This window comes from Bradyrhizobium sp. BLXBL-01, from assembly GCF_051853025.1.
Lineage (GTDB): Bacteria > Pseudomonadota > Alphaproteobacteria > Rhizobiales > Xanthobacteraceae > Bradyrhizobium.
The window spans coordinates 6980490-7006639 of sequence record NZ_CP182471.1 but is presented as its reverse complement, the minus strand read 5'-3'; the positions used below and the strand labels follow the sequence as shown (position 1 = coordinate 7006639).

The following is a 26150-nucleotide window of genomic DNA, read 5'->3' as shown; positions in this document are numbered from 1 at the left end:
CGGCTCCGACATCCGTAGAGCCTGTGAGCCAATTCGTTTTGTTTCGGCTTCGGCATCAAGGGGTGGTATCGCCCCTTGATGGGGGAAGCCGGCGGCGTCAGGCTGTTGGTTATCTATGCTTTTGCGAGACGATGCCCTTGCAGGATGTTGTTGGTGAGGGCGTACCAGAGGACGACGGCACGGACCTTCTCGATGCCGCGCACGGTCAGTTGCCTGAGGTCCCAGTTGCGCCAGCGGGCATGGATGCATTCGCAGATGGTACGGGCCTGGTACTGTGCCTTGCCGGCTTCGCTGGCCATGCGAGCACGCCAGGCCGCTATGCCAGGACCGTCGCTGCTCCGGGGTAAGAAGGGATCGACACCGCTCCTGGATTGGGGCGGTGGACAGTAAACCTCGATGCCCTCGCCATGCGCCCATTCGATGTCGTCGCCAGTGCAGAACCCGCCATCGGCGAGGTAGCGGCGTGGCAAGCGCTTCAGCCGAGCGCGCGTTCGCTCCAGCATCGGGCGCATCAAGCCACGATCTGAGCCGCTGTTGTCGACATCGATCGCGACCACGATCAGTTCGCCAGCCGCGCTAGCCACCTGCACATTATAGGCCGGACGGAAGCCGGCATCGGCCATCTTCATCACCCTGGCCTGCGGGTCGGTGGTGGAGGCCCGAGGCTCCTTCGGCTTCTTGCCATTGCCGCCCTTGTCGTCGAGCTGTTTTCGCTTGCGCTTGATCTCGGCCAGCGCGGCCTGCGCGGCTTGCACCCGCTCGCTGCGTTCGCGCGCCGCCCGCTCTTTGGCGGCCCGGATCCGCCGATTGCTGGCTTCCGGGTCCGCATCGACCTCGCGCTTGAGCTCTTCCACAATGGCCTCGGCCTGCGCCATCTGCCGATCCAGCGTCGCCTCCCGCCGGAACGATCCGGTCCCGGCATTCGCTCGTATCCGCACCCCGTCCTGGGTCAGCTTCTCCAGATCGACCAGCCCTGCCTCGTTCAGGGCCACCAGATGTTCAACCAGCAAACGGTCGAGCAAGTCGGCACAGCCGACCCGGAAGTCCGACAGCCCGTGATGGTTCAACGACACGCCACCGCAGAGCCAGCGGTAGACGTCGTGGCTGTCGCAGAGCCGGTCCAGCGCCCGCGCGCTGCCAACGGCATCGCTCGCGGCGTACAGCCAAAGCGCCAGCAACAACCGTGGCGATGGCGCCGGATGGCCCGGCCTGTTTTCCCGTGCCTTGACGCGATCTTCCAGCTCGCTCAGGTCCAGCCCTTCGACATAAGCCCAGATCACCCGCGCTGGATGATCCTGCCCGATCAGGCTGTCGATATCGACCGCTCGCAATTCGACCTGATTGCGCACAGGCTCGCGCAGCCGAGGTGCGCCTTGCGGCACCGCTTCGGTTCGTGCCGACTGCTCCGGCAATTCACCAAAAAGTCCGTCGTCAGCCATCATCCTCTCCAGCAGATCAGTCTGCCCAGAGAATCACATTCGTCTGACGTGCGGTACAAAAGATTCACAGTCTCGTACCAGCCGGTGCTCGGCATGGCTTCGTTCGTCACTTCAGTACTTAGGCTTGGGCTAAGGCGTCGGCCTGGTGCGCGGCCTCTCAGAGCACCGTCACCATGAGGCAAATTCGTTCAAATATTACTTCGCAAGTGCTTGATCCTCTGCATCACGAGCCTTCAAGCGGTTTCCGTTATACGTGAGGCGTGTCGCCGATTACACCGAGATTACGCCTGATTGCCGATTTCGAGAACAGCGTCGATGGCGGCCGAAAGCGACCCACAAGCTAACTGTTCACTTTCCGCACGTTCCTCTCAGGGTACCGAACTGGTGACGTCGTGACGTACTACACAGCCTTTGCAAATTGCCAGCTTCGAGTTCAGTCGCCGATCATTGGCTGCGTCAATCTCATCACGCACCGCCCACCATGCTTCAGAGTAAGGTCGCAACGTTGCTAGCACCTTCTCACGTTGGTAGGTTGGGTCTTCAGGGTGCTTGTCTTCGTCATGCGTCGGCGCTCGCCTCTGTGTGGTGGGCAGGTTGGGGTCGCGGCCAAGTCCATCCCAGGCAACGGTATGTGTGAGTTGAGTGGGCGCGCTCGCACAGGATGCAGTGACCAACGACAGCGCGATCACTGAAAGGGTGGGATTAAAATGCATGTTCTCGTCTCAATAAGCGGTGACGAGATACATGTTCCGCTTCCGGGAACCTACATCCAGCACGGTTAGCAGATAGTTAATGTCCACTCCCTCAGGGCGGCGGTCCACTCTCGTCAAGGCACCCGGTGTCTCTCTCATAGGTGAGGACGCGGCCCATTTGCTCGGCAGCAGACGGGCCCAGGCGCCCGAAGTAGTACGTGTGGACTGAAGTGCAGGCTCACATTCGGCGCGGCGCTCCGCTTTCGCGACTTGGCCTAGAAGTCTTCAAGTAAAACGAGGGCCGTTGGTCTTGGCGCACGTGCGTGGCGCATTTATCGGTGAGTGCGCCGGTTTCGCTGGCTCCGACACCAGTTGCAATTCGGCGAGGACGGTGACTGTGGACGTTACTCATGAAACCCTCCGGCTCGCTTCGCCGTATTATCCTGGCCCGACTGAGGCGAAGCGGTTAGCTGCACCGTTCAAAAGTGATCACGAGCGAGCGAGACCAACGAGAATGCATGCCTACCAGTTGAAAAACGGGGCTGCATGAGGCAATTGCAGCGGTGCAAGCAGCGAAAGAGGTGTCATCGCTGTCGACGAGCAGCGTGGCGCTGTACTGGCAGGGCGAGCCGGGCGACCGACCTGAGCCGGAGGAAGTGCGGGAAGCCGCGCATCGGCTGGAAATGCTGGCGGATGCCCCGGAAACTGCGCAAGCAACAGCCTCATTGATCAGGCGGAGCCGAAGATTGCGGGTGCGATGCTACTGCTGTTGCTTCGCACCTCGCTTCGGACCTCAGCGGTCGCGATGAAGCTATCATTGAGCACATGGCCACATTGAGGGCTCGGCGATCGGATCTTTCACCGCGGCCGGCGTATCGGTCCACTTCCGAGGTGTTGGTTTCTGATCTCGCGGAGGAGCAACATCCGTTTGGTTTGTGCGGCGTTGAGCAAGCCGTCGAACAGGACCAGGACCTCGCGCGCCTGGACGTAGACCTCGGTGGTGACGGCGGCTTGATCGAAGCCGTAGGCGCCAAGCCGCGCCTCGATCTCGGTCGCAGCAATCGGGTCAATGCGCCAGCTCAGGGCATTTTGCTGCGTGTAGTATTCCGCCCGGGGTTCGAAGTCGGGATCGATCCCGACCCTGTCGATGTGCCGCAGCGCCGCTGCGATCGCCTTTTGGCGATAGGTCTCGAGCAATTTGTGCCGCAGCATGCGGTAGCGCTGGATCTCCCAGGACAGCTCGGCGATATCGATGGCGAGCAGCCACTCAATGGCGGACCGGGGCGCAAGGTCGGCAAAGATGGCCTGGCGCAGCGCCTGGTAATGGTCGAGATGTTCGCCGGGCAGCAACAGGGGCGGCGGCGCCAAGGCGGCAAACTCGGCCGGGAGTGCCGTGGCGGTCAGTTCGCATGCGGTTTGGAACGGGCCGTTCATCGGGATGCGGCCTCCGCGCCGAGGTTGGCGAGGACGGCTGCGGCGCCCGCCGCGTTGTCGGCCGGACCATGGACCGGGCTCGCCGCCCACAGCTCCTGTGCGAGCGGCAGTGGGGCGATCTGCAGGTTGGCCCACCACGCCCGCTCGTTGCCATGCCGATGCAGCTCCTCGTGATGGGCTCGGCACAGCGGCACCGTGAACTCATCGCTGACCTTGCGCCCGAGCGCCCGCGGCTGGGCGAATGTCAGATGATGGGCATCGCATGGCGTTTGCCGGCACACCAGGCAGGGCTGCTCCCGGACAAACAGCAGGTGCGCCTTGCTGCGCTTGCGCGGCGGCTCCTTGGGATGCGCGAGCCCCGCCTCGGGATGCGCGGGCTGCAGCGCGGCGTCGGTGTCTGCGGCAGGCGCCGTCGGGGGTGGGGCGCCATCCAAGTCGGCCGTCTGCTCGGCCTGGGCCGGGGCCGCGTCCTCGAGCTTGGCCTGATAGGCGGCCTCGACGCGCCGGGCATCCGGCTCCTGCAGGCTGTTCTTGAGCGGCAGGCTCGCCCTGGCCCAGCCGAGCAGATCGGTGCTGGCGGGCAGCGCCTCGAGCTGGCGCAACAGCTGCTCCCGGAGTGCGGCGGACTCGCCCGGCCGCAGCACCGGCGCATGGTTGAGCGCGCCCTTGCCGGGCGCGGCCCTGAGGTTGGGAGGTGCCGGGGGACCCGCGGCCGTATCCGGGGCGTCCAGATCATCCTCGCCGGCAATCCCAACCAGCGCGAACAGGGCGTAGCGTCGGGCGTAGGTCAACGCCGCCCCCATGCGCTGCGGCGCCTCGATGTCCCGGGCGGCGCAGACCGGCCAGTCCGAGGAGATCCACTCGCCGGAGGAATGGGCGAGCAGGGTGGTGAGGTGGATGTGGCCGCTGGTTTCTTCGACCCGGGTGGTCTGGATGGTGGCGATCTCCTGCTGGCTCAAGGTCTTGCGCACGATGTCGAGGCCGCTCGCCAGCGAGGCGTAGCGAAAGGTGCGGTCGTCATCGCGCAGGAACGGCGAGCGGATTTGAGCGGTCAGGGTCTTTTCCGGGTTGGTCAGCTCGGCTTGGGCGCGGGCCAGCGCCGCCGCGATCGCGCCGATATGCTCACTGGCCTGGTGCATGGACGGCCTCCATCTCAACCGGATCAAAGCTGACGGCGCCGGCTTTGGAGCGCTTGGCGCGAACGCCATGGCCAAACGCCTCCTTGGCATCCTCCGGCAGCAGCTTCTTGAGCTCGGCCTTGGCCAGCTCGTGCTCGGCATGGGCCTCGCGGGTGCGCAGGTAGATCGCCGCACATTCGGCCCAGACATTGGACGCGCTCATGTCGACGACCTTGACGGCGGGGAGCCGCGGCCGTGGGGTCTCGATGCCAAACAGCAGCGGCGGCTCGCCGCTCTGCACGCAGCGCCAAAACTTCTTCTCCGCAGTCAGCAACAGGTGCTGGTAGAGCGGGTCGGCATGCACGGTGATTTCGATCCATTTGCCGCCGCCGGTGATGATCGAGAGCACGGCCGCGCGCGCTGCGACCACCCACATGTTGTGCTGCAGCTGCGCCATGTGCTTCTCCGCCGCGGCCTCTTCGGTAAAGCCCCAGGGCAGCATGAACTTGGCCTCGAACACCGCGCCGGTCGGGGCGACGAGGCCGTCCAGCGTGGCCGCCATCCAGCCATGGACGGAATGCCGCACCCGCTTCTGGATGTCGGTGATCGCGTGCCCGGTGGCGTCCTGGTACCAGGCGCGGTTGAGCGCTTCGGTGGCGAGGCCGAGCTGCACGACCAGGTTGCGGGACAAATCTTGCGGCGCGATCTCGCCGCGCTTTTCCCGCCACAGGCGAAGCAGCGCGTCCTGGTCGTGGCCCATGATGATGCGTGCGTCCGAGCCGCCAATGAAGGCGCGGCGGTCGTGGCGGTTCAAATTGATGACGGAGCGGGGCGCCTCGGCGCCGTCGGTTGCAATTGTGGTCACCGGTCTCTCCTGGGTTGGCACACGCGGCTTGCCGCCGCACCGCCAAAACCCCCGCCGCTGCGAGGGGAGAGACCGGGGCCAAGGGCCGAAAGGCCGGTCCGGTGATTAACGCTCCTTTTGCGCGGGAATGCCAGTCCTTTCTGCAGCCATTTTGCGACTCGTTTGGCGGGAAAAGCCTTGAGGTTTCAGGAGGTTGGAGCGAGCTTTCGGGGGCCGCAACCCGCCCCGGCCGAGGCGCTCGGACATGACGTCAATTCGACAAATCGAAGCCAATCGCCGCAACGCCAAGCGCAGCACCGGGCCGAAAACGGCGGGCGGCAAGACGAGGTCCAGCCGCAACGCGCTGCGTCATGGGCTGGCTTGCAGCGCCATCAGCGATCCTGCCGAGGCGGCGAAGCTTGCCGTCGCGATTGCTTCCGGGCTCGGGCATCCGGTCGCGCCCGATGCGGCGATGGCGCTGGCGCGGTCCAAGCTCGCGCGGCTGCAAATCCGCAGCCTGCGGCAGTCGATGTTGGCCGCGCTTTTGACCGGTCCACTGCCGGCAGATCTGAAAGGGCTTCAAGGGCTGGAGCGCTACGACCGGGCCGCTTTGGTGCAGCAGAAGCGGACGCTTCGCTCGCTCGGCGTCGCCCGCGACTAAGGCAAGGTCAGCTGGCTTCGTTCTGGAAATTGGCCGCACCGCCCGATGACTGCGGCAATCCTTGTTGATAATCATCCTTGCGCGCAGCGGGCTGGAATCGGGTCTCCGCGCTCGGCGGCACCAAGAAGCGGGTCGATCTCGAGCTGGAGCATGCGGCGATCAACGGAGCGGGCAGCAGTCGAGGTAAGTCTCCCGCCAGCCAAAAGACGTTGGACGCCGATATCCGTCGGATAGACGCCACCGAGCAGTTCGCTTCTTCCTTTGTCATTCGCCGAAGGAGGCGCTGTGCGCCCCCTTCGACTGCTCTGACATTCACGTCTGGAACGGTCGTGAGCGCGGTTCGACCATCATGCGGCTCGGGCTGCGCGATTGGGTGATGGAGAGGCTCGCCTTAGCGGCAACCATCAGAGCCAACTGAAAGTGTGGTCGTAGCCATTGGTGTCATCGTAAGCAAGCGCCTGGCTGATGCTGTCGACCTGATCGTCGTGACGGCCTTGCGGGAAGGTCAATAGCTCCATCTCGAGATCGGGCAGGAATGGCGCGTTCCTGGGAAACCACACCCGTCCGGCCGCAAACTTCGCCTGCTGGACATACAGGCGACCGATCTTGTCGTGCTCGACCTTGATCGGGTTGACGAAGCAATCCGTTCGATCGCCGAGCTCCTGGGCCAAGGCAATTCCAGTGGAGGCCTCCTCGATCAGGATTTCGTGCGGCTTGAAGCGCCTGGCGAGCTCGATCGCGGTGTCGCGCAGCGCCGGATACTCGAAGCGGCCGCGCACGAGATCCAGCAGGTAATAGGTCCCGTCCACGACCAGCCACGTCGTACACACTGACCAGTCATTTTGAGCGCCATTTTTCGCAGCAGTATCCCAGCTCTGGATGATGCGGCAGCCCAGCCCATCTTGTGATGGGGGCTCGTCGTAATATCGCAGCCAAGGGCGCTTGATCATGGCGCCGCCGGCCGGCACCGGCGCCTGCTGGTATTGCGCAGCGAACACATCGGGCCCGAGCGTCTGCTGCAGCTTACGCAACATTTCAAGCGATTCATGGGCGGGATGCAGCGCCTCACCGGCCCTCCTGAAATGGAATTGGTTGGGCCCGATCGGGATCGCGGCGTCGGTCTCGGCGATCGCGGGCAGGCTGAGCACCTTCCACTCATCGGATGAACTAGCCAGAAACCCGGACAGATCGTCGAGATGAACGCGCTGCATCACCAGGATCACAGCGCTAGTCAGCTTGTTGTCGAGCCGCGACATCAGCGTATTGGTGACCCACTGGTTCACGGCAATTCGGCGCGACTCCGATTGCGCATCGGCCGGCTTTTGCGGATCATCAATCAGGATCAGGTCACCACCCAGTCCCGTCAGCGTTCCCGAAACCGATGTCGTCCGGCGCGAACCGCGCCGGGTCGTGACCAGCTCGGATTCGGTACTGCGCGCGATGCGCATGTCGGGAAACGCGCGCCGATACCAGTCGGAATGCACGATGGAGCGGAAGTCGCTGGCATGTTTGGCCGAGAGGTCATCACCATAGCTGAGGGAGATGATGCGGCGGCCCGGCGCGTGCCCGAGCAAGAACGCCGAAAATGCCACTGATACCGTGATCGATTTGAGGTAGCGCGGTGGCATGTTGATAATCAAACGCGTCAGCTCGCCGCGGCGTACGCGCTCGAGCTGATAGGCAATCGCCTGGATGTGCCAATTGGGCAGGAATTTGGCGCCGGGGTTTAGGTGAAGAAAGCAGCGGTAGACGAAGCTGAAGAAGTCAGCGCGCAAGATGGCGCTTAACAATGCGAAGTCGTAGGCAGTCATTTGGAATCTCCTTGCTTTTTGAATTTCTCGTAAAGCTGTGTGTTATAGAAATCCAAGACCTTGCGATCGTCGATGTCGAGCTGCGGCACTGCAGGCTGTTCGCTGGACTCGACCTGCTGCTTGCGGTTGAGAAGGAAGGCGGCCGCTTTGTCCTTGCCCTTCAGCGCATCGTCGGCAGCTTTGGTCAGGATGCCTTCGAGCACGCTGATCATCCGCGCCTTGCCGTTGTCACGGATGGGGATTTTTCGATTGAGAATCTCGTTGATGATGGTGGCCTCGTTCTTCGAGCCTTTCGGCCGACCGTGCTTGTTGCCGGATTGACCCGGCTTGAATTGGTGCTCGGGGGGCGGGCGGCCGTAGCCGACGTCGGTTCGTTTTCCGCGCCCCCCGCCCGGTCCGGTTTGCTTGCGGCGGCTCATGTGGTGCGCTCCGCTGACGTGGTCGCTCGCTCAGCCGCCACCTCGTCGAAGGTCTGGCCGGTCGCGACCAAGATGGCATCGCGCTTGGTGACGTCCTGCCAGCGGCGGATGGCAGTATCGACGTAGAGCGGATCGATCTCCAGGCCATAAGCGCGGCGGCCGACGCGCTCGGCCGCCAGCAGGGTAGTGCCCGAGCCCAGAAAGGAATCGAGCACGAGATCGCCGCGCCGGGTGCAGTCCTTGATCGCATCCGCGAACAGCGCGACCGGCTTCACCGTGGGATGCACCGCGAGATCATCGAGGCGATCTTTGCGGAAGGTGTTGACGCCGGCATAGGTCCAGACGTTGGAGCGGTTGCGGCCGTGGCGGCCAAGCTCGACGTTGTTGAGGTGCGGCGCATCGCCGTTCTTGTAGAGGAAGATCAGCTCGTGCTGGGAGCGATAGAAGCTGCCTTGGCCGGCGTTGGTTTTGTTCCAGACCACCAGGTTCTGCAGCGGACCGTAGACGGCGCAGCCCGCGGCATGCATTTCGCCAAGGTGGCGCCAGTCAATGAAGATGTAGTGCATTGACCCGTCGTGCGAGAACTTGACGGCCAGGCGCATCCAGCTGGTGAGAAAATCAGTAAACTTGGGCGACGACATTTCCCCAGACCCCACCGCAAATTCGCGGTGCTTGATCTTGCCGCGGCCGAGCGTCTTGGAAATTTGCACGTTATAAGGACAGTCGGCGATCAGCATGCTGGTCCGATCGGATCCCATTAGCCTCGCCCAATCGCTGTGATCGCAGGCATCGCCACACAGCACACGATGCGTATCAAGCTGCCACAGCTCGCCCCTGCGGCTGATGGGCCGCTCGCCGATCGTGCAGGACGCGTCACCTGAATCATGCTCTGAATTGCCGAAATCGAGCATCAACCCGTCGATTTCGGCCGGCGCAAACCCGGTGATGTCGAGGCTGAGATTGCATTCCGGCAGCAAGGACGCGAGCTCACCAAGTTCTTCGGCGAGCAGTTTGCGATCCCAGCCTGCGTTCGCTGGTATCTTGTTGTCGGCGAGAGCAAGTGCGCGCTTTTCTGCGTCGCTCAGGCCGCCCATCACCAAGACGGGGACCTCCTTCAGGCCAAGCTGCTTGGCCGCCTCCCAGCGGGCATGGCCGCAGATGATCCGCCGATTTGCGTCCGCTAGGATCGGGTAGGTAAATCCGAATCGCAGGATCGAGTTTGCGACTTGCTTGATTTGCTTCTTGCTGTGGGTTCGCGCGTTCTTGGTAGCTCGCTTGAGATCTCCGAGCGGCAGAAGCATCAGGTCGCGTAGAACAGCTCGCGACAAGCGAGTGCTTGTCTCGGCAGCCTTCAAATCTTGTCCAATGGGACGTTCGAGGTGCTTAGTTCGTTTACTGGAGTTGGAAAGCGCGGTACGACTGTCAGGCCGTGGTTTGGAGGCGGCCTTTGTTCGACCCAGCGTCATGTTGCTGCTCCTCGTTGTTGAAGGAGCTAGCTATATTCAACATTTTTGGGACGCCTGCACCAGCCGCGATCCAAGTCCAACTGTGGCGAGAAGGCGGCTCACGACGTTGCCGCTCCGCCACGACGTGGTCGCTCAATGGGGATGCGCATGCCAAATTTGCGCAAGGTGTTGGCGATCTGCTGCAGCGACGGCGGCGCAAGCTCCGGCACTTGGTCGGCAATGTAGCCCTGGATTTGCTTTAAACCGCAGCTGCTATGGAGGCTGGGAAGTCTGCTGCAATCCAGCAGCGGTGGCCATCCAGGGGTCGGGGAGCGATAACACTCGTGTCCGGCGTGCATGAACGCGATTGTGGCGTGGACAATGCGCCACTCCAAATCCGTGACAGTGTGGGAAAGTGAGGCCGGCACGACCTCGGCGGCGCGGAGCCGTGTGCCATCGGTCAGCTCGACGACGCCACAGCCATCAACGGTCGCTTCATCGAATCGAGAGACGCTGAACTCCTCGCACTTGTCGCTACCTTGACGACTAGCCCGAACTAAGTCGCAGGCTGGCAGGCCGACAATGAAAGTTGTCTCCCCCGCCGCGTTCTCGGCAACAACGGCCGGCAAGCCAACGATATCTTGTGAGGGAAGTCGCAAGCTACCGATCCGGAGTTTTACGGTGTGTCCTCCGTCGAAAGTGGCGGACCGGTGCAGAACGTCCAGGGCATCAGCAATCGAGCGTCGCTTCTCCGGTTCTAGTTCGAGATGGGGCATGTTGTCCTCTGGATGCTAATCGGCCCCCAGATCAACGTGGGGCTCAGCGCTGAACGTTCAATCCGTAGCGCTACGGTGCTCGTTACAATCACTCGCGCCGGTGCTGAGCCAACAGGAAGGACGCGACATTCAATCACCGCCTGTTAATACCGTGCGCGCCGGGTCACCGTAGATTCTCTAGGACTACCCGGTTAGGCCGGGGCGGCAGAGGGTGTGGAGTTCTTGTGCGGCAGTCCGGGCAATTTCGGGTGCCGACTTTGGCGGAAGTGGCGAAGTCGATCCTCTCAACTTCCCATCGAGAGCAGGAACAGATCGTGGCACGAACCGTGAGAGCAGTGCGAGGAAGCGAAGCTTAAGAAGTCCCGTAAACGCACGCTCAAATCCTCATGCCGCCAAGCCTCTGCTTTGGCGGGTTCGGAGATTACGAAATCAAAAAGGCGGCCCCGGGGCGCAATGGGGCGTGAAGCCGTGACCGGACTATATCGTGCGTGGGTCTATCGGGAAAATTTGGAACAGGACCCCCGAACGCTGGTTTGAAGCTTCGGGTGCTTCGGCGTGCTCGAAGGGACATCCGCAAATGGCGCTCCAGACCGGGCCCGAGAATCGGCTTTTGGCGGCATTGCCGCCAGCGGATCTCAACCTGCTTGAGCCTCACGTTCAGAAGATAGCGTTCGAGTCTGACGCTGTACTGGTGCGAACCGGAGATGAGCTCAAACAAGTCTATTTTCCCCTTAGCGGGATCGTGGCGTTCCTGGTTGAGATGTCGGACGGACACATTGTCGCTTCCACTCTCATGGGCTCGGAAGGAGCGGTCGGCGCTCTCTCCATTCTAAGTCCTTCCCACTCGCCAGTCACAGCAACGGCCTATGTGGCGGGAGCTGCGCTCCAGATTCCTGTTCCACGATTGCAACAAGCCTATGAGCAGAGCGGTGCCATCAAGCGTGTTCTGCGCCTCCATCTCCGCACCCAATTGCTGCAGCTTCAGAACGTGGCTGCCTGCAACGCGGTGCACCCGGTGGAATGTCGCATGGCCCGATGGTTGCTTGAGATTCACGACCGTGTTGCCAACGGCGAGATCAGATTGACCCAAGAGGCGCTCGCACAACTTCTTGGGGTGCGGCGAACGACCGTGTCTCTAACGATGCGCAAACTTCGGGCAATCGGATGCATCATCTCGGAGCGGCGAGGCGCGTTGGAGGTCCACCGAGCGCAACTCGAAAGCGTCGCTTGCGAGTGTTATGACGTGATGCGCCAGCGGATCAAACGAATGGACGAGGAGGAGCTGGGCTCGCCGAATGCTTCGCATCTCCACTATTCCCCGTTCCGATGAATCGAATGTTTGGCACAGAACAGCAGCGTTTGGCGGCTCGTCGAGCGGGGGACTGTTACGGAAGTCATCCATTGGCTTTTCATGTCCCGCTTCGCGATGTTGCGACGGTCAGCTTAGGGTCACTCAGCCGCAGAGGACTTACCCTCACCCCCTTATTACTGCCTGCTCCTGACCTGAGTGGATTGGCGGCTCGCCGTCGCCACCAAACGGCGGTGCAGCGCAATTATTTCAGCGTATACAGAAAAGCCGCGATGTCGCGCGCGTCCTTCTGCGGGATTCCCATTCGGGGCATGGCGTTGCCCGGCAGCGCCTTCTGCGGATCTTCGATCCAGGCGGCCATGTTGTCCGGCGAGTTCTGGATGTAGCCGGCGATGTAGGTGCGTGTGCCGATCCGATGCAGCGGTGGGCCGACATTACCATTAGCGCCCGCAACGCCGGGAATGTCGTGGCAGGTGCCGCAACGGTAGTTCTTGACGAGATCGGCGCCGCGACGTGCGTCGCCGTTGAAATTGTCTGGGCCTGCAGCCCCCGCGTTGCCAATCATTGCCAGCCCCAGCAGTGACGCCATGATCAATCGTGAGGCAGGATTGTCGCCCATTGGCCATTCCGATCACGGCTTCTGGCCGAAATTGAATTTCTTAGTCGCCGACCAGGGATCGGATGTCGAGACTTGCTCGGTCGGCACCTGTTCGACTTCGGGCGAAAGCGGATTGGCCGCGAAGGTGCGGCCCCATTGGCGGTTCGGCTCGTTGCTGATCCTGCCGATATAGGTGACCAGATCCCAAATCACATTGTCAGGCAGCAGCGCGCCCCAGGCCGGCATTCCGTTCGGCCGTCCCTGGTAGATCGAGAGAAAGATGTTTTCGGGCTGCGATCCGTAGGTAAAGGTGTTGTTGCTCAGCGCCGGCCCCATGCCGCCGCCCCCGTTAGGCGCGTGGCAACCGACGCAGTTGAAGTTGACATAGTAGGTCATCCCGCGTTGCTCCGCATTGGGATCGCCCTGCATGGGGTTCTTGATCTGGGGCGGATCAGGCTGCGCGCCGGGGTGGAGATGACTGACCGGAACCTGCATGAATACACCGGGCCGGCCGTTGCCGACGCTGCCGCCGAAGTTCGGCCGGGGCGCCAGCGTGGGCATTTGTGCCTCCTGCGATTGCGGCAGAGTCTGCTGGGCCAGTACAGAGCTATGCGGTGCCGCCAGCAGCAGTGATATGGCGCTTGCGCGCATCGCTTGAGCTGACATCACTCGTGTCCTCCGGATGCAGTGAGCGGCTGTTCGACCAGAGGCACGCTGTAGCTCCGCAGCAGCGCGGCAATCTCGGATCGGTGCGCGTCGATGAACGCGTTCAGCCGGTCGCGCAAAGCGTGATCGCCCTTGCGCACGCCTATTGCGATGGCGAACTGAAATTGCTGGGGGGCGAAGCCCTCGTAGTCCTGGATCGGCGTCACCGTGAGCGGCACGGGCGAGCCTTGCGCGAAATAGCCGCCCAGTGGACCCCAAACGGCGGCAACGTCGATCTCGCCGTTCTCGACCGCCTCGATCAGGCGCGCCGGCGGATTGGCCTCCCGGTAATCACCGTAAATCGAATAGCCCCGGACGTTGTCGACGATACCCTGTTGGCCGAGCGCCTGTGCCGGCGGCGGATTGTTGCCGTCGTCGCCGATCAAGTGCACGCCGATTGCCAGGTCATGCAACCGCCGGTCGAGCAGCGAGGAGAGGTCGAGCTGCCGGTCTTGCCGGGTGACGAAGACGTAGGTCGAGCGGTAATAGGGCTTCGTGGTCTCCGCCATGCCATACCCTTCAGGCACGCCCATCACCACGTCGCATTGGCCCGCTTTCAGCGTGTTGCGGATGAATCCGCGACGCTGCGCCCACCAGGTGTAGGCGACGTTCCGGCCGAGATGCTGGGCGACCATGACGGCGAGCCTGTTCTCGAATCCCGCCCCGGCACTGTTCGAGAACGGCAGATTGTTCGGATCGGCACAGACCCGAAGCTCGCCGTCCGATGCGGCCCCCGGCGCGGGCGTGAGAGCAACCAGGACGGCGAGGGTGATCGCGCTATTTCGCAGGCGCATGGCTTGGATGCTCGCCGCTTGCGCCGCCGAGCTTGAACACCAGCAACTCGCTTCCGCCGGCAGTATAGAAGGGCAGATCCTGCGTCGCGCCGGTGAAGCCGAGTGCGGCGTTGCGCACACGCTGATCGACCTCGGCATTGGCCACCACGCCGGGCCAGCCACCGACGCCCGACAGGATCGCGATATATTGCTGTCCATCGGAGCCGCGATAGGAAACAGGCTGGCCGATGAAGCCGGAGCCGGCGCGGAATTGCCAGAGCACGCGTCCGTCCTTGGCATCCACCGCCTTGAACAGGCGGTCCATGGTGCCATAGAACGCGACGTCGCCGGCGGTCACCAGCGCGCCGCTCCAGACCGGCAGGTTTTCCTTGATCTCCCAGACCTTCTTGCGCGCGATCGGGTCCCACGCCATGAACTCGCCACGGTGGCCACCGGGCCCGGCATACATGTCGACATCTGCGCCGACATAGGGCGTGCCTGCGATGTAGCCGACCTGCGAGGCCTTGAAGTTCATGCAGAGATGCTGATGCGGCACATAGAGCAATTTCGTGCGCGGCGACCACGCGCTTGGCTGCCAATCTTTCGCACCGGGCGCTGCAGGGCAGATGTTCTCGACGGTCTTGCCGACGAGCGGCGTCTTCTCCTCATTTGGGACGATCTTGCCGGTCTTGAGATCGACTCCGTTATAGGCGTTGACGAACTCATAAGCGTCAGCCGAGATGACTTCGCCGGTGGCGCGATCCATGACGTACATATAGCCGTTGCGTCCGGGATGGATCAGCACCTTGCGTAGCTGGCCGTTGAGCTCGAGATCGACCAGCACGTTCTCGTTGATCTCGTCATGGTCGAACAGATCGTGCGGACTGAATTGATAGGCCCATTTCGCACGACCTGTGTCGGGGTCGCGGGCGAAAATCGACGCGCTCCAGAGATTGTCGCCGCTGCGTTGGTTGGCATTCCAGGGACTCGGATTGGCGGTGCCGTAATAGATCAGGTTCAGATCGGGGTCGTAGGAAATCCATCCCCAGACCGTGCCGCCACCAACCTGCCAGCGATACGCAGGCCAGCTCTTCACGCCGAGATCGGCACCCCTCAGATTGTCATAGAATGGCTTGAAGTCGTCCCCGATCAGCACATCCTTGTCGGGACCGGTCGAATAGGCGCGCCAGGCGATGGCGCCGGTGTTCTCATCGAGGGCCGTGATCCAGCCGCGCACGCCCAGTTCGCCGCCGCTGTTGCCGACGAGGATCTTGCTCTTCACCACGAGGGGCGCCATCGTGATCGTCTCGCCCTTGTTGATCTCGCCGAGCTTGGTGTGCCAAAGCTCCTTACCAGTCTTGGCGTCGATCGCGACGGTGTGGTTATCGAGCGTATTGAGGAAGACCTTTCCGTTGTCGAAGGCGAGCCCTCGATTGACGACATCGCAGCAGGCGACGCCCGCCGCCGCGGGCTCCGGCTTCGGTGCGTAGGACCATTTCAGCTCGCCCGTCGTCGCATCCAGCGCAAAAACGCGGTTGGGATAGGGGCCCGCATACGGACCGACCACATACATCGTGCCGTCGACCACGAGCGGCGCCGCCTCCTGGCCGCGGTCGGCGCCAAGCGAAAAGGTCCATGCCAGCTGCAGACGCGACGCATTGGTCGTGTTGATCTGGTCGAGCTCGCTGTATCGGGTGTTGGCATAGTCGCGGGCCGCCATCGGCCATTGACCGGGGTCCTTCATGCGGCTCGCCAGATCACTCTGAGCCGCAGCAGACGACAGCAACGCGACGGCCGCGCAAAGCGCGCTCAACAACCGCGCGGAAACACACACCAACATATGTTAGATCTCCACGGCGACGACGAGGCCGTGCGGCTTTGCAGGCCGGTTTGCGAAGGTACAAACCTTGCGCTTCTGCTTGGTTCCAAAGTGTGATTGCCGGGCTATCTCACCACGTTTCCGGAGACGCCTGCGCCGAGATCGACCGCGATCTGGTCCTCCTTGCCATTGCACTTGGGGTGACCGAAGCCTGAGGCGCTTTTGCCATCCGGCCCAATGTCGTAGATGATTGCGTCCCTCATGTTCGGACTGACGCCGGCGGGCACGTGGTCGAGCCCGAGCAGGTGGCGCACGCGCCAGGCGACGTTGTGATCGGCGCAAGAGCTGTCTCCGCTGACGCCGAGCGCACCGGCGATGCCGTTGCCGTCATAGAGCGCCAAGCCGCCGCCGAAGACGATGACGCCCCCAACGGGCTTGCCCACCATCGGATCATGCGTCGTCCCAAACTCGTCCGGGTTGCCGGCGTACAGGACCTCCGGAGACGGCGGGTTGCTCAGAACAGCACCGAACAGGAATCCGCCCGGCTGCGCCCCAGCGTACAGATTGGCTGTCGCCATCGCTTTGTCCTTGAGGCTGAACGCATTCGCCGTGTTGGCCTTCTCCGCTGCGATCGCCCGGCTGCCCGGCCATTGATCATCAACCTTGCTGCCGCTGTAGGTGACGGCGCAGACAATGCCCTGCCGATTGACGACCGCAGCCCACTCGTTGTTGTCCAGACCGCCATTGCTCGGGCCGCCGCCCGGCTTGACGCTCTTCTTGAGGATATCCGCGAGCTGATCATGGTCGACCGGACACGACATTGCAGGCCTGGGCTGGTCCTGCGCTTTCATACTTACGGGCAGCGAGAATACCGCCACCAGGATGGCAGCTGTCGCCGTGACGCATCGTGGGCCCATGTGATTTCCGTTCGGCATCGTATCAGCAGGCGAACGTTCGAACGGAAGTTGCAGTTCCTATGCGGGGGGCTCACCCCGGACTTTGAATGGAAGCGAGCGGCGCGTCGTTGTCATTGACGGTCAGCCACCGATGCGCAAAGAACAGCGCCGCGCCGGTATAGAGGATGCCCGTGGGCACCCACATCAAGATGCCGGCGAGCTGCTGGTCTTCGAGCGGCGAAAGGCCGAATTCGCCGGCGAGGGCGCCTTGGCCGGGGATCCAGACTCGCGGCGAGATGGTGAGCAGAGCGCCGAGCACGCCTGAGTGCACGATCGTGATGAACAGGCAGCCGATGGCGATGCCGTCGCGCATGCGGGTGCTGCGTCCCGCGCCGCGGCCGTGCAGCAGGACCCACCAGAACAACAGGGAAGTTGCGAAGAAACTGATGTGCTGAAAGCGATGGACCGCAGGGTTCGTGAGCGCCCATGTATAGAGCGGCGGGGCGTGCCAGGCCCAGAGCGCCAGGCCATGCAGCGCCGTTGCGCTCACGGGATGACCGACAAAACCCCACGCGCGCGCCACGGGCAGGGCATTCAGCATACGCCCGGCTGCGGGGCGGAACGATGCCGGCAGGCTCCACAGCAAGGGACCGTTGAGGCGCGCGTAGGCCATCAGCGGCGCGGCAATCACCATGAGGAGTTCGTGCTCGGCCATATGCGCAGTGAACAGGCGTTCGCCGAGCCAGTGTAGGGGCGATGTCACGGCGAGCGCTGCGATCATCCAGCCGATCCAGAAACCGCCGACCTGGCGGAAACTGACGCCGCGGCCGCCTCCCGCATGTGCCCACAGCCGCTGCGTCCCGACATAAAAGCCGATGCCGACCGCATAGAGCGGGGCCATGAGCCAGGGATCGTAGCTCCAGAGCGATCCCGCATCGACGTCTGAGAGCCCGTGCGCGGCTGCCGGCTGCGCGAGCAGCACTAGCAGCAGTGCTGCAAGTCTCAGCGCAGGCATGGGCTGATCAGGAGCGAGGCGGCCAATTGGTTCGCAATCACGAGCGCAAACAGCGCGCCCATGCCGACGCCAAGCCAGGCCATGAATGATTTCGGGCCGCCGCCTTGTGCATCGACCCATTCTGCGCCAGCGCTGCGGCGAACCGCACGGGCCGATATCGCAGTTCCAGCCAGTGCGACGATGGCCAGCACCACGCTGACGATCGTGCCGCTCACGCGCGTCGTCGCGCACGAGAAATGTGCGAGCACGTAGATGCCTTGCAGGTTCAGTCCCCATGCGATGGGTCCGAGCGCCACACCGGCCCAGTAGAGCAGCTTTGCATTTCCCTCGGTTCCGGTCATAGGCGCGGCATCCAATCGAGCAGGACATAGAGCGGCAGCCAGGCGAGCACGACGAAGTTCCAGTAGAACACGTTGTCGGTCACGTCGCTGAATCGGCGCGGCTTGGCGTGGCGGGTGAACATCAGCACGGCCAAGACGACGGTGTCGCCGACGTCGGTGGCGAGATGAACCGTATGCAATCCGAGAACTAGCCAGACGATGGAGCCATAGGCGGAATTGTCCCAACGGGTGTTGAGATGCGCGAACTCGAAGCCGCGCAGCACCAGAAGCGCGATACCGATCAAAGCCATCCCCATCAGGCAGATGCGGGTCTTTGCGAGATCCTGCCGGTGCGCGACGCGATTGGTGTATTCATTCGGGATAATGCTGAGCAGATAGAGCACGGTCGCGGTCGTACCGGGCCAGAGATCCGGCGGCGGAGCGCCGATCGGCCAGCTCGAGTTGACTGCGTAGAGGTAGAGATAGGCGCCGATGGCGACGGCGAAGCCCATGCCTTCGAGCGCCATAAAGCCCATGGCGCCCCACCAGGGGCCGCTGCGCGGACCGAAGCCGTAGGTCGGCAGCTCCGAGACGTTGCGCACGATTGTCTGTCTCACGCCTCGTCCTCCTTGCTGCCTTTGGGCCAGAACCAGCCGATCAGAGCAATGGCCATTGGCGGCGTGCCCCAGAGCACCGCCCAGGGCGTGAAGATCGAGCCGATGAAGAAGATCGTCGTCGCGATCGCCGTGAGCAACGGCCAGATGCTGGGCTCGGGCGAGGCCTCCCGGACTTGCGGCTCCGCTTCCGCGAGTGACGTCAGCAGAACTTCACGCCTGTCCGTGCTGAGGCCAGCGACCACGGGCAGGCTTTCGCCGTCGGCCCACAGGGGGTCGCGGTGCTTGACGACGGGAATGCGATCGAAATTCTGCGGCGGCGGCGGCGAGGACGTCGCCCATTCCAGCGTCGAGGCACCCCACGGATTGTCGCCCGCGAGCTCGCCCTTGCGCAGGCTGTAGATCACGTTGACGAGAAGCAGAGCGAAGCTGACCGCAAACACAAGCGCGCCGGCACTGGACACCAAGTTCAGGTGAGCCCAATCCATGTCGGCGGTGTAGGTGTAGACCCGCCGCGGCATGCCGATCAGGCCGAGAATGTGCATCGGGAAGAACGCGATATTGAAGCCGATGAAGGCGAGCCAGAAGTTCCAGCGTCCCAGCCGCTCGCTAAGCACGCGGCCCGCGATCTTGGGAAACCAATAATAGACGGCACCGATCAATGGGAAAACGGCGCCACCGATCAGCACGTAATGGAAGTGGGCGACGACAAAGTAGGTGTCATGCACCTGGGTGTCGATCGGTACCGAGGCGACCATGACGCCCGAGAGTCCGCCGAGCACGAAGATCAGGATGAAGCCGATCACGAACAGCAGCGGGGTCCGGTAGACCAGCCGCCCGTCCCACAGCGTCGCCAGCCAGCAGAAGATCTGAAGCCCGCTGGGCACCGCGATCAGCATGCTGGAAGCCGTGAACAGTCCGGCACCCAGCTGCGGTAGGCCGGTGACGAACATGTGGTGGACCCAGAGACCGAACGACAGCAATCCGGTGGCGATCAGCGACAGGATGACGATCGGATAGCCGATCACTGGGCGTCGCGCGAAGGTCGCGAGGATCGCCGAGACCATGCCGGTCCCCGGGATGAAGATGATGTAGACCTCGGGATGTCCGAAGAACCAGAACAGATGCTGCCAGAGCAGGGGGTGTCCGCCGGACGAAGAATCATAGAATCGGGTGTTGACCAGCCGATCCAAGATCAGCGACGTCGATGCGACCATGACCGACGGCATCGCGAACATTACGAGGAATGCAGTGACCAGCATCGCCCACACAAACAGCGGAATGCGGTCGAGCGTCATGCCTGGCGCGCGCAGCTTGAACACCGTGACAATGATCTCGACGGCTACTGCGAGAGCTGCGACTTCGGTGAAGGTGATCATCTGCGCCCAGACGTCGGCGCGCTTGCTCGGCGTGAATTGCAGATTGGAGAGCGGAACGTAGGAAAACCAGCCGACGTCGGGGCCGACATTGAACAGGAACGAGATCCAGAGAAAACCACCGCCGAACAAGAACATCCAGTAGCTGAAGGCATTCAGACGTGGAAATGCGATGTTTCGCGTGCCGACCATCAGCGGCACAAGATAGACGGCGAACGCCTCCATGACCGGCACGGCGAACAGGAACATCATGGTCGAGCCGTGCATCGTGAAGATCTGGTTGTATTTGTCCGCCGAGAGGAAGGTTTTCTCTGGCCCGGCCAGTTGAATGCGCATCAGAACCGCAAGGAGCCCGCCGAGACCCAGAAACGCAAATGCGGTCACGATGTAGCGGCGACCCACGACCTTGTGGTCCACCGACATGAGCGCACCGAGAAGCCCCGGGGGCGTGCGCCAGACCCGCTCTAGCTGTGTGGAGAGCCGAAGGCCGTTCAGGGCATCGTCCCGCAAGTCCTTCGGTTCAGCGGCCATGCTCACTTGAGCTGCTCCAGATAATGAAGGATCGCGATGAGTTCGTCCGATTGCAGCGGCATCTTCGGCATGAGATTGCCGGGCTTGATGTGCTGGGGATCGGCGATCCAGCCGGCAAGCGTCGCCGGAGTGTTCGGCAGCGTTCCTGCGGCAATTGTGGTGCGGCTGGCGAGATGGGTGAGATCCGGGCCTAGCTGCCCACCGGCCATCGTGCCGCTGATATTGTGGCACAAAGCGCAGCCGCGGCCGCGGAACAGCGCCTCGCCCTGCATGCCGAGTTGATCCGAGGGACTCGCCGCGCTTTGGTTCTCATGATCGCGCCAGCGGCCGAACTCGTCCGGCGGCAGGGCGATCACTGCGAACGCCATGTGAGCATGTTGCAGTCCGCAGAACTCGGCGCACTGGCCGCGATAAACACCAGCGTTCCTCGCCGTGAATTGCAACTCGTTTTTCTGTCCGGTGATCAGGTCCATCTTCCCGGTCAGGCTCGGAACCCAGAAGCTGTGGATCACATCTGCGGACTCCAGCTCGACTTTGACGGGCTGCCCGGTCGGAATGCGGATCTCGTTGGCCGTCACGAAGCTTTGGTGCGGACGATCGGCTTCATAACGAACCTCCCACCACCATTGGTGGCCAATGATCTTGATCGTAAGGACGTGTTCGTCCTTCGCGAAGACGGTGCGCTGCCCCGCATAGCTGACAAAGGAAAGGCCGAGCACGATCGCCGTCGTCGCGATTCCAAGCGCGAGGACCACGCGTCCGGAGCGTTCTTCGAACGCCTGATCAAGGTCCAACGGCTGATCCGTCAAGGGCTTTCGACGCAACATACCCACGCCGAGCACGATGACGACGGCGATCCAGACGATCGCCGCGATGACGAGAAAAATGAACAGCGTATGCTGGATCTGCTCTGACTGAAGGCCCTGCGGGTCGAGCGCCGACTGCTGACCGGCGCACGCGGCCAGCGGCCATATCGTGCATAGCACCAGGACCCCTCGTACCCAGACCGACATGGAATCTCTATACTCCGCCTCACAGGCGGAACCGTGCGATCCTACATAGGTTCCTATTCGTCGTCCGAGCGATTGGCAGAATGGGAGCCGCCCAGCCGTGATAACGGCGAGTGCGCTGGCACTGGGCCCGAGCGTCCTGGTGACGCTGAAAGTGCCGTCGGCCTCGGGCACGACAGCATCCACATCTTCAACGCGGCCAATACCTTGATGCCGGATCGCCGCGCGGACGTCCGCCTCGGCGACGCGCTGGCGGCGCATCGCATCCTGAAGAAACTTCCCGCGATGGAGCAGCAGTTCCGGTTGCGGATTGGCCACGATCCGCAGTTCGCTCCAATGCGCTACCGGAAAGCGCCATTACGGATCGCAGCGCGATCGGGATGGCGAAGCCTACCAAAGACTACGCCACGCTGATGTTGCCGGACAGAACGCTGTTGGTGAAGGTCGACCCGAGTGCGACGGGTGACGATTAGGTCGAAGGCGTACCACTTTGCAAGGGTTCGCGGACCTGCGAGGCGGAGCAGGACAATCACGGCGATATAGGTGATCGTGGTGCCGATCGCGGTTCGCAGAAGGGGCGCCCAGCCCAGAAAATGATTTGGCTGACGTCGACCATGGCCGGCCAACTAAAATGGCCAGCCCTTGATGGCAATCAGAATGAAAACGTCACCCCCGGCCATCAGCAGCAGGACCATCAGAACAGCGACGATCGCTCCGGGCTGGGCAAGCACGCGCAGGTCTTCGTGCATGGTCGGCTCCGTATCCCGATGTTCGTGTGCAATATCGTGATGCGCGGGAGGTTCCTAGAAGGATCTGGTGGCGTGAACCCTGCTTCAGGAAGGGCACATCAATCGGCTTGATGAAGATGCGTCGAAGCGTTGCATATTTGCAACCCGCGCTGCCGTGCAGGCTAGTAAGCTCGTCGACCGGAATGACGAAAACATATTTCGCTTTGATATAATCGCGGGGACGAAAAATGTTTGATGTTTATCGCAATGGCAAGCGTGACGTGCTCGTTCTAAGCGCAGGCTCCTCAATCCCAGGCGCTTGTTCTACAAATAGGTGGCGCAAGAGCAGAACAAGAATTCTCAAAGTAAGCGAGGAGATTAGGTCAACGGTTCAGCGACAAGGGTATTACGTCCGTAGCTTGCGGGTCACGAAAAAAGGACTGATCTAATTCGGGCGCGGACTCCGGCATCACTACCACCTAGCCGCTATGCTTTCGCTTTTCCGGGTGTCAACCGCTACTTGCCTAAATCCGGCGCCCCGGCCATTTCCGAGCCAACGTTTGCCGACAGCGTTCTCGACGCAACCTGCATACCGCATCGGCTGCTCGCAACCTCCTAACTGCTTGTCAATCGCTTTGGCGTAAAGTTCGGAGTACGGACATTCTACGGGAGGTGCGAGCACGGGCGTGATGGCCAAGCTCGCCCGAGCTGGCCTGTCCAGATTAGGGCGTCGAGATCAATCCGTTGGCTGTGGCAACTATCCAGCGATTCCCCCAGCGCACGATAGAGTCAATTCGCCCTATGCCAGAGACCACGTCACCGCGTGCGGCCATCCGAATTCCGTCGGGCCCTTCGAGCACCGCCGTTCCCCCGCGAACGTCCAGCACGGCCCAACCTGCAATGGTCGTTGGTCTTGTCTCGGCGGCCGACAGGAGCGGCCCCGCAGGCGCCAGCGAGCCAGTCACAGACGCGTCCGCGCCGACAGCCGAAGAAGCTGGGTTCGAAGTTTCCGCGGATTGCGCCCCGCTCGAGGTTTTGGCCAGAGGCTTCGCAGCAACGCTCGCGAACACCGTGGAGGGTTGCGCTAAAGCAGGTGCTGTTCGCGAGGCCGACGCTGACGCAAACTTTCGGGCGCTTTCGGCCTTACCGCTTGACTTCGTGTCCGGCATGCGGCGCGAAGCCGTTTCCACCTGAGCAGTCGGGCTGAGAGCCGAGAGAGCTGCAGGACCATACCAAGCACCAACCCAGCCCAATCCGAAGCCCCCAGCCAAAGCGACCACGACGAGCCAAATAGTGGGTTTTGAGGGACCGCTTGGCGCCAATAACGCCAGGACCTCATCTCGAGTAGAGGTCGAGAAATCCGATTGGTCGAAGGTGACGGGCCGTGCCGCGACCGCGCCATTGCCGTGATTGGCTACGGTCACGATCCTTTCCAAGGTATTCGCATGGTGCAATTGCATGCTCGGGTCCCTTGCGGTCGCCATGATCGCGCCGGGAGCTAAACCAACCCTTAACAGCCGGCGCACTCAGCACTAGTACGAGAGCCGTCGATCGAAGGGCCACCCAAGCGATACGAGCGTCACCCCTGCTAGCAGCCGTCGCGCGGGTAAAGGGCAGAATGGGACCACCAGCCTGAGAGATCGGGGCGCGCGTGAATGCTGCGGTACCAAGCCCGTAGCCTTGCCGAACAGGCCGAACTTGCGGAACGAAAACGACCCGAAAGACAAAGCGAAAGGAGTGCGCTGTGACAACGGTGTAGAGACCTTTGCGTCGCCCCATTTTAGTATGGTCGTCATTTATAGGGTTAATACCGTCGTCATTTATGGGTTGTATGTTGCTACCCTGGATTGCATATTTTTCCCGTTGTCGACCGCCTATTGCTTTCAACAATCATGGTTGGGCAGTAATGAGTAATCGAGGTCGGGTTCACAATTGTTCGACTATTCTGGGCGAGCGGGTCGAGGGACTGCTCGCACTGTTTCGAGAACTGCAGACTCTCCGGCATCGCCTACGAGCCGCTCAGGCGAGAACGATTGCGAGGACCAGCCGTATCCCCAAAGCCCGTCGTAGAAGGCGAGTGCTTCGGCGGAGATAGCTATTGCGAGCTCGTAGAGCCGTTCAGTGCGATGACCGAACTTGCCACTTCCGCTTTCTGGAAAGCTCGCGCCAGATCGCTCGACCACGACCTCACTATCCGGTACGCGCGCAGCACCGAAGCATTGGAGCAACAGTCGCACAGCTCTTTGGATCGGTGCACGATTGTTAATTTGCGTCGCGTGCGCGATTCAGGCCTGCTCTCTGCTAACGAACCAGACAAATAGATGGGGGCGAGGAGAATGATCGTACGGGCCGGAGCTATTGTTGCTTTGTTGCTGATCCCGCTGGGGTCCGAAGCCCTCGCTTCGCGTCACCACAGGCCGACGGGACGCATCTCGTGCAGCGAGGTCCGATACTACGTCGCGAAATATTCGGCACCAGTGGCCGAGATGTACGCACGCAATCATGGCGCTACTGACGCACAGATCGAACGGGCGCGGCGTTGCTTGGCCTCAAACGAGACTGCAGAAACCGAGCGACCACGCGCTTATACCGATTAAGGTCGTAGATCGGCCCCCATGGAAGTGCTCTTGTGTGTCGTTTGCTACACAAGGATGTAGAGCTGAGTGCTAGAATTGCCGAATGGATCATGCTGTGCATGCTAAACGGCTCAGAGATCGGTCGAAGGCCGGGTACTCGCCGAGATCATGAAGGGCCAGGTTGCCCGCGACAGCTACTTAAAGCTCGCTGAGGCTTGCGAAGTTCTGGCGCAATAAAGCAGTTCGGCGCCTCTTTCGCTACATCCCGCCTGGAAAAGTGGCTCTAATTCTTGTTTCGCGCTAGCCTTGGCGACATGTGAGTCGGGGGATTCATGGAACGGAAGCCTTTCGAGAGCATGGCTCTTGAAGAGCTCTGGCAACTTCACACCGTCGTCAATGATATTCTGGCCAAGAGGCTTTTGGCGAAGAAGGAAGAGCTAGAGCGACGACTGGAGCTTCTTAAGCGAGAAGACAAATCCCGCCATTGAGGCTCGCGATCCGCTCGCCGGTTCACGCTGGTGGGACTAGCTGCTTGAGGGAACCTTCATTGCCGGCGCGAATCGTTCGGAGAACGTTGCCGCTTTTGCATCCCGTGCCGCGGAAAGGGCAGCCGAAATAAACGTGGAACACCCGATGGTTGCCAGCGCCAGGAGGGCCGCACCGAAAATCAGGCTACGCATTTGACCCTCCCTCAACAGGCGTTACGGTCACAGCATCGGACTGCATTGTTTCAGCTTCGCTTCGTTGGGCGCCTGAAATGGCTTCGTACACGCGGCCGTGAATGCGCCCCACGTGCACGCTAAAGCTCCCGATCGATCGCCGCGCGGCTGGGGGCGTGGTTGTTCATTGATCCATCGCAAGTACCGCACGTGATCCGGTTGCAGCCTGCTTCCAGTGAGGCAACGATGCAGCTTTGGATCTTGGATGCGCTGGGGTGCGGGACCCTGGCGCGCTCCTGCTGCTCTATAGTCGCGAAAAGGCCGTGCATAAACTTCAGAGTGTTCTGCTTCTGCCGGCGGTCGTACACCTTACCAGAATACGCGATTGGCCAGCATGCTGCAGTGTTCCCTCGGGGAACAACTCGACCTGGCTGGGACGCGGTAGTCGTCGTTTAAATTTGTTAGCGACTAGGTTCGCCGAAAAAGGAAGACTCCGAGCGGGTGCCAACGGCGGCCCCAAAGAAGAACAAGTTGGGGGCGTCCATGAGCACCCGCGGTCGAGCGGTGATTCCTGCTGCTGCA

Annotated in this window: 23 protein-coding genes; 3 read left to right on the top strand and 20 right to left on the bottom strand. The window is 62.1% G+C overall.

Annotated features, from left to right (window positions below):
* Positions 1–113: 113 nt before the first annotated feature.
* The 4 genes from ACNJYA_RS32460 to ACNJYA_RS32445 form a co-directional block, all read right to left on the bottom strand.
* On the bottom strand, positions 114–1442 hold the full coding sequence (locus ACNJYA_RS32460; RefSeq protein WP_212257604.1) for an IS1182 family transposase: 1329 nt from the start codon (positions 1440–1442) through the stop codon (positions 114–116).
* 1547 nt (positions 1443–2989) lie between these two features.
* Positions 2990–3565 (bottom strand): hypothetical protein, encoded by a 576-nt coding sequence (locus ACNJYA_RS32455; protein WP_439401363.1) that lies wholly within the window; start codon positions 3563–3565, stop codon positions 2990–2992.
* Positions 3562–4704: an ERF family protein gene (locus ACNJYA_RS32450; protein ID WP_439401362.1), complete on the bottom strand. Its 1143-nt coding sequence runs from the start codon at positions 4702–4704 to the stop codon at positions 3562–3564. Before ACNJYA_RS32450 ends, ACNJYA_RS32455 begins: the two co-directional genes overlap by 4 nt.
* On the bottom strand, positions 4688–5548 hold the full coding sequence (locus tag ACNJYA_RS32445) for a YqaJ viral recombinase family protein (RefSeq protein ID WP_439401361.1): 861 nt from the start codon (positions 5546–5548) through the stop codon (positions 4688–4690). Before ACNJYA_RS32445 ends, ACNJYA_RS32450 begins: the two co-directional genes overlap by 17 nt.
* A 193-nt stretch (positions 5549–5741) precedes the next feature.
* On the opposite strand from ACNJYA_RS32445, the gene ACNJYA_RS32440 reads away from it, so the two are divergent.
* Positions 5742–6188, top strand: a complete 447-nt coding sequence (locus tag ACNJYA_RS32440) for a hypothetical protein (RefSeq protein WP_439401360.1) — start codon at positions 5742–5744, stop codon at positions 6186–6188.
* Positions 6189–6592: 404 nt separating this feature from the next.
* Here ACNJYA_RS32440 and terL read toward each other — a convergent pair whose 3' ends face one another.
* From terL to ACNJYA_RS32420, 4 genes are all read right to left on the bottom strand, one after another.
* Positions 6593–7999 carry a phage terminase large subunit gene (gene terL / locus ACNJYA_RS32435; RefSeq protein ID WP_439401359.1) on the bottom strand — a complete coding sequence of 469 codons (1407 nt, stop codon included), beginning with the start codon at positions 7997–7999 and terminating at the stop codon, positions 6593–6595.
* The gene (locus tag ACNJYA_RS32430) at positions 7996–8418 is read right to left on the bottom strand and encodes a DUF5681 domain-containing protein (protein WP_439401358.1); all 423 of its coding nucleotides are present in this window, start codon (positions 8416–8418) and stop codon (positions 7996–7998) included. Before ACNJYA_RS32430 ends, terL begins: the two co-directional genes overlap by 4 nt.
* Positions 8415–9884, bottom strand: a complete 1470-nt coding sequence (locus ACNJYA_RS32425) for a site-specific DNA-methyltransferase (protein WP_439401357.1) — start codon at positions 9882–9884, stop codon at positions 8415–8417. The genes ACNJYA_RS32430 and ACNJYA_RS32425 overlap by 4 nt, the downstream gene beginning before the upstream one ends.
* A gap of 98 nt (positions 9885–9982) precedes the next feature.
* Positions 9983–10639 carry a hypothetical protein gene (locus tag ACNJYA_RS32420; protein WP_439401356.1) on the bottom strand — a complete coding sequence of 219 codons (657 nt, stop codon included), beginning with the start codon at positions 10637–10639 and terminating at the stop codon, positions 9983–9985.
* Between the two features lie 577 nt (positions 10640–11216).
* Here ACNJYA_RS32420 and ACNJYA_RS32415 point away from each other — a divergent pair.
* Positions 11217–11969: a Crp/Fnr family transcriptional regulator gene (locus tag ACNJYA_RS32415; protein ID WP_439401355.1), complete on the top strand. Its 753-nt coding sequence runs from the start codon at positions 11217–11219 to the stop codon at positions 11967–11969.
* Between the two features lie 223 nt (positions 11970–12192).
* Here ACNJYA_RS32415 and ACNJYA_RS32410 read toward each other — a convergent pair whose 3' ends face one another.
* The 11 genes from ACNJYA_RS32410 to ACNJYA_RS32360 all read right to left on the bottom strand — a co-directional run bounded on the left by ACNJYA_RS32410 (position 12193) and on the right by ACNJYA_RS32360 (position 22354).
* The gene (locus tag ACNJYA_RS32410) at positions 12193–12567 is read right to left on the bottom strand and encodes a c-type cytochrome (protein WP_172785785.1); all 375 of its coding nucleotides are present in this window, start codon (positions 12565–12567) and stop codon (positions 12193–12195) included.
* A gap of 12 nt (positions 12568–12579) precedes the next feature.
* A complete protein-coding gene (locus ACNJYA_RS32405) occupies positions 12580–13212 on the bottom strand; it encodes a c-type cytochrome (protein WP_439364427.1) in 633 nt (210 codons plus the stop codon).
* A complete protein-coding gene (locus ACNJYA_RS32400) occupies positions 13212–14045 on the bottom strand; it encodes a substrate-binding domain-containing protein (protein WP_439401354.1) in 834 nt (277 codons plus the stop codon). The genes ACNJYA_RS32405 and ACNJYA_RS32400 overlap by 1 nt, the downstream gene beginning before the upstream one ends.
* Entirely contained in the window at positions 14029–15864 is a 1836-nt protein-coding gene (locus ACNJYA_RS32395) for a methanol/ethanol family PQQ-dependent dehydrogenase (protein ID WP_439401353.1), read from the bottom strand. The genes ACNJYA_RS32400 and ACNJYA_RS32395 overlap by 17 nt, the downstream gene beginning before the upstream one ends.
* 104 nt (positions 15865–15968) lie before the next feature.
* Positions 15969–16760 (bottom strand): heme-binding protein, encoded by a 792-nt coding sequence (locus tag ACNJYA_RS32390; protein WP_439364424.1) that lies wholly within the window; start codon positions 16758–16760, stop codon positions 15969–15971.
* A 70-nt stretch (positions 16761–16830) separates the two neighbouring features.
* A complete protein-coding gene (locus tag ACNJYA_RS32385; protein WP_439401352.1) occupies positions 16831–17754 on the bottom strand; it encodes a cytochrome c oxidase assembly protein in 924 nt (307 codons plus the stop codon).
* The gene (locus ACNJYA_RS32380; protein ID WP_439401351.1) at positions 17742–18095 is read right to left on the bottom strand and encodes a hypothetical protein; all 354 of its coding nucleotides are present in this window, start codon (positions 18093–18095) and stop codon (positions 17742–17744) included. The genes ACNJYA_RS32385 and ACNJYA_RS32380 overlap by 13 nt, the downstream gene beginning before the upstream one ends.
* Positions 18092–18691, bottom strand: a complete 600-nt coding sequence (locus ACNJYA_RS32375) for a cytochrome c oxidase subunit 3 (RefSeq protein ID WP_439401350.1) — start codon at positions 18689–18691, stop codon at positions 18092–18094. Before ACNJYA_RS32375 ends, ACNJYA_RS32380 begins: the two co-directional genes overlap by 4 nt.
* Positions 18688–20595 carry a cytochrome c oxidase subunit I gene (gene ctaD / locus ACNJYA_RS32370; RefSeq protein WP_439403499.1) on the bottom strand — a complete coding sequence of 636 codons (1908 nt, stop codon included), beginning with the start codon at positions 20593–20595 and terminating at the stop codon, positions 18688–18690. Before ctaD ends, ACNJYA_RS32375 begins: the two co-directional genes overlap by 4 nt.
* Positions 20596–20597: 2 nt before the next feature.
* The gene (gene coxB, locus ACNJYA_RS32365; RefSeq protein ID WP_439401349.1) at positions 20598–21923 is read right to left on the bottom strand and encodes a cytochrome c oxidase subunit II; all 1326 of its coding nucleotides are present in this window, start codon (positions 21921–21923) and stop codon (positions 20598–20600) included.
* Positions 21924–22231: 308 nt separating this feature from the next.
* Positions 22232–22354: a hypothetical protein gene (locus ACNJYA_RS32360; protein ID WP_257187481.1), complete on the bottom strand. Its 123-nt coding sequence runs from the start codon at positions 22352–22354 to the stop codon at positions 22232–22234.
* Positions 22355–25241: 2887 nt separating this feature from the next.
* Between ACNJYA_RS32360 and ACNJYA_RS32355 the strand changes: the two genes are divergently transcribed.
* Positions 25242–25397, top strand: a complete 156-nt coding sequence (locus ACNJYA_RS32355; protein WP_271504703.1) for a hypothetical protein — start codon at positions 25242–25244, stop codon at positions 25395–25397.
* 36 nt (positions 25398–25433) lie between these two features.
* Here ACNJYA_RS32355 and ACNJYA_RS32350 read toward each other — a convergent pair whose 3' ends face one another.
* Entirely contained in the window at positions 25434–25589 is a 156-nt protein-coding gene (locus ACNJYA_RS32350) for a hypothetical protein (RefSeq protein WP_439401348.1), read from the bottom strand.
* Positions 25590–26150 lie beyond the last annotated feature (561 nt).

Bases quoted from the DNA above. Each gene is read 5' to 3' on its own strand.
- ACNJYA_RS32460 (WP_212257604.1), bottom strand. From the start codon at position 1,442: ATGATGGCTGACGACGGACTTTTTGGTGAATTGCCGGAGCAGTCGGCA.
- ACNJYA_RS32455 (WP_439401363.1), bottom strand. From the start codon at position 3,565: ATGAACGGCCCGTTCCAAACCGCATGCGAACTGACCGCCACGGCACTC.
- ACNJYA_RS32450 (WP_439401362.1), bottom strand. From the start codon at position 4,704: ATGCACCAGGCCAGTGAGCATATCGGCGCGATCGCGGCGGCGCTGGCC.
- terL (WP_439401359.1), bottom strand. From the start codon at position 7,999: ATGACTGCCTACGACTTCGCATTGTTAAGCGCCATCTTGCGCGCTGAC.
- ACNJYA_RS32430 (WP_439401358.1), bottom strand. From the start codon at position 8,418: ATGAGCCGCCGCAAGCAAACCGGACCGGGCGGGGGGCGCGGAAAACGA.
- ACNJYA_RS32425 (WP_439401357.1), bottom strand. From the start codon at position 9,884: ATGACGCTGGGTCGAACAAAGGCCGCCTCCAAACCACGGCCTGACAGT.
- ACNJYA_RS32420 (WP_439401356.1), bottom strand. From the start codon at position 10,639: ATGCCCCATCTCGAACTAGAACCGGAGAAGCGACGCTCGATTGCTGAT.
- ACNJYA_RS32415 (WP_439401355.1), top strand. From the start codon at position 11,217: ATGGCGCTCCAGACCGGGCCCGAGAATCGGCTTTTGGCGGCATTGCCG.
- ACNJYA_RS32410 (WP_172785785.1), bottom strand. From the start codon at position 12,567: ATGGGCGACAATCCTGCCTCACGATTGATCATGGCGTCACTGCTGGGG.
- ACNJYA_RS32405 (WP_439364427.1), bottom strand. From the start codon at position 13,212: ATGTCAGCTCAAGCGATGCGCGCAAGCGCCATATCACTGCTGCTGGCG.
- ACNJYA_RS32400 (WP_439401354.1), bottom strand. From the start codon at position 14,045: ATGCGCCTGCGAAATAGCGCGATCACCCTCGCCGTCCTGGTTGCTCTC.
- ACNJYA_RS32395 (WP_439401353.1), bottom strand. From the start codon at position 15,864: ATGTTGGTGTGTGTTTCCGCGCGGTTGTTGAGCGCGCTTTGCGCGGCC.
- ACNJYA_RS32390 (WP_439364424.1), bottom strand. From the start codon at position 16,760: ATGGGCCCACGATGCGTCACGGCGACAGCTGCCATCCTGGTGGCGGTA.
- ACNJYA_RS32385 (WP_439401352.1), bottom strand. From the start codon at position 17,754: ATGCCTGCGCTGAGACTTGCAGCACTGCTGCTAGTGCTGCTCGCGCAG.
- ACNJYA_RS32380 (WP_439401351.1), bottom strand. From the start codon at position 18,095: ATGACCGGAACCGAGGGAAATGCAAAGCTGCTCTACTGGGCCGGTGTG.
- ctaD (WP_439403499.1), bottom strand. From the start codon at position 20,595: ATGGCCGCTGAACCGAAGGACTTGCGGGACGATGCCCTGAACGGCCTT.
- ACNJYA_RS32360 (WP_257187481.1), bottom strand. From the start codon at position 22,354: ATGCACGAAGACCTGCGCGTGCTTGCCCAGCCCGGAGCGATCGTCGCT.
- ACNJYA_RS32355 (WP_271504703.1), top strand. From the start codon at position 25,242: ATGGAACGGAAGCCTTTCGAGAGCATGGCTCTTGAAGAGCTCTGGCAA.
- ACNJYA_RS32350 (WP_439401348.1), bottom strand. From the start codon at position 25,589: ATGCGTAGCCTGATTTTCGGTGCGGCCCTCCTGGCGCTGGCAACCATC.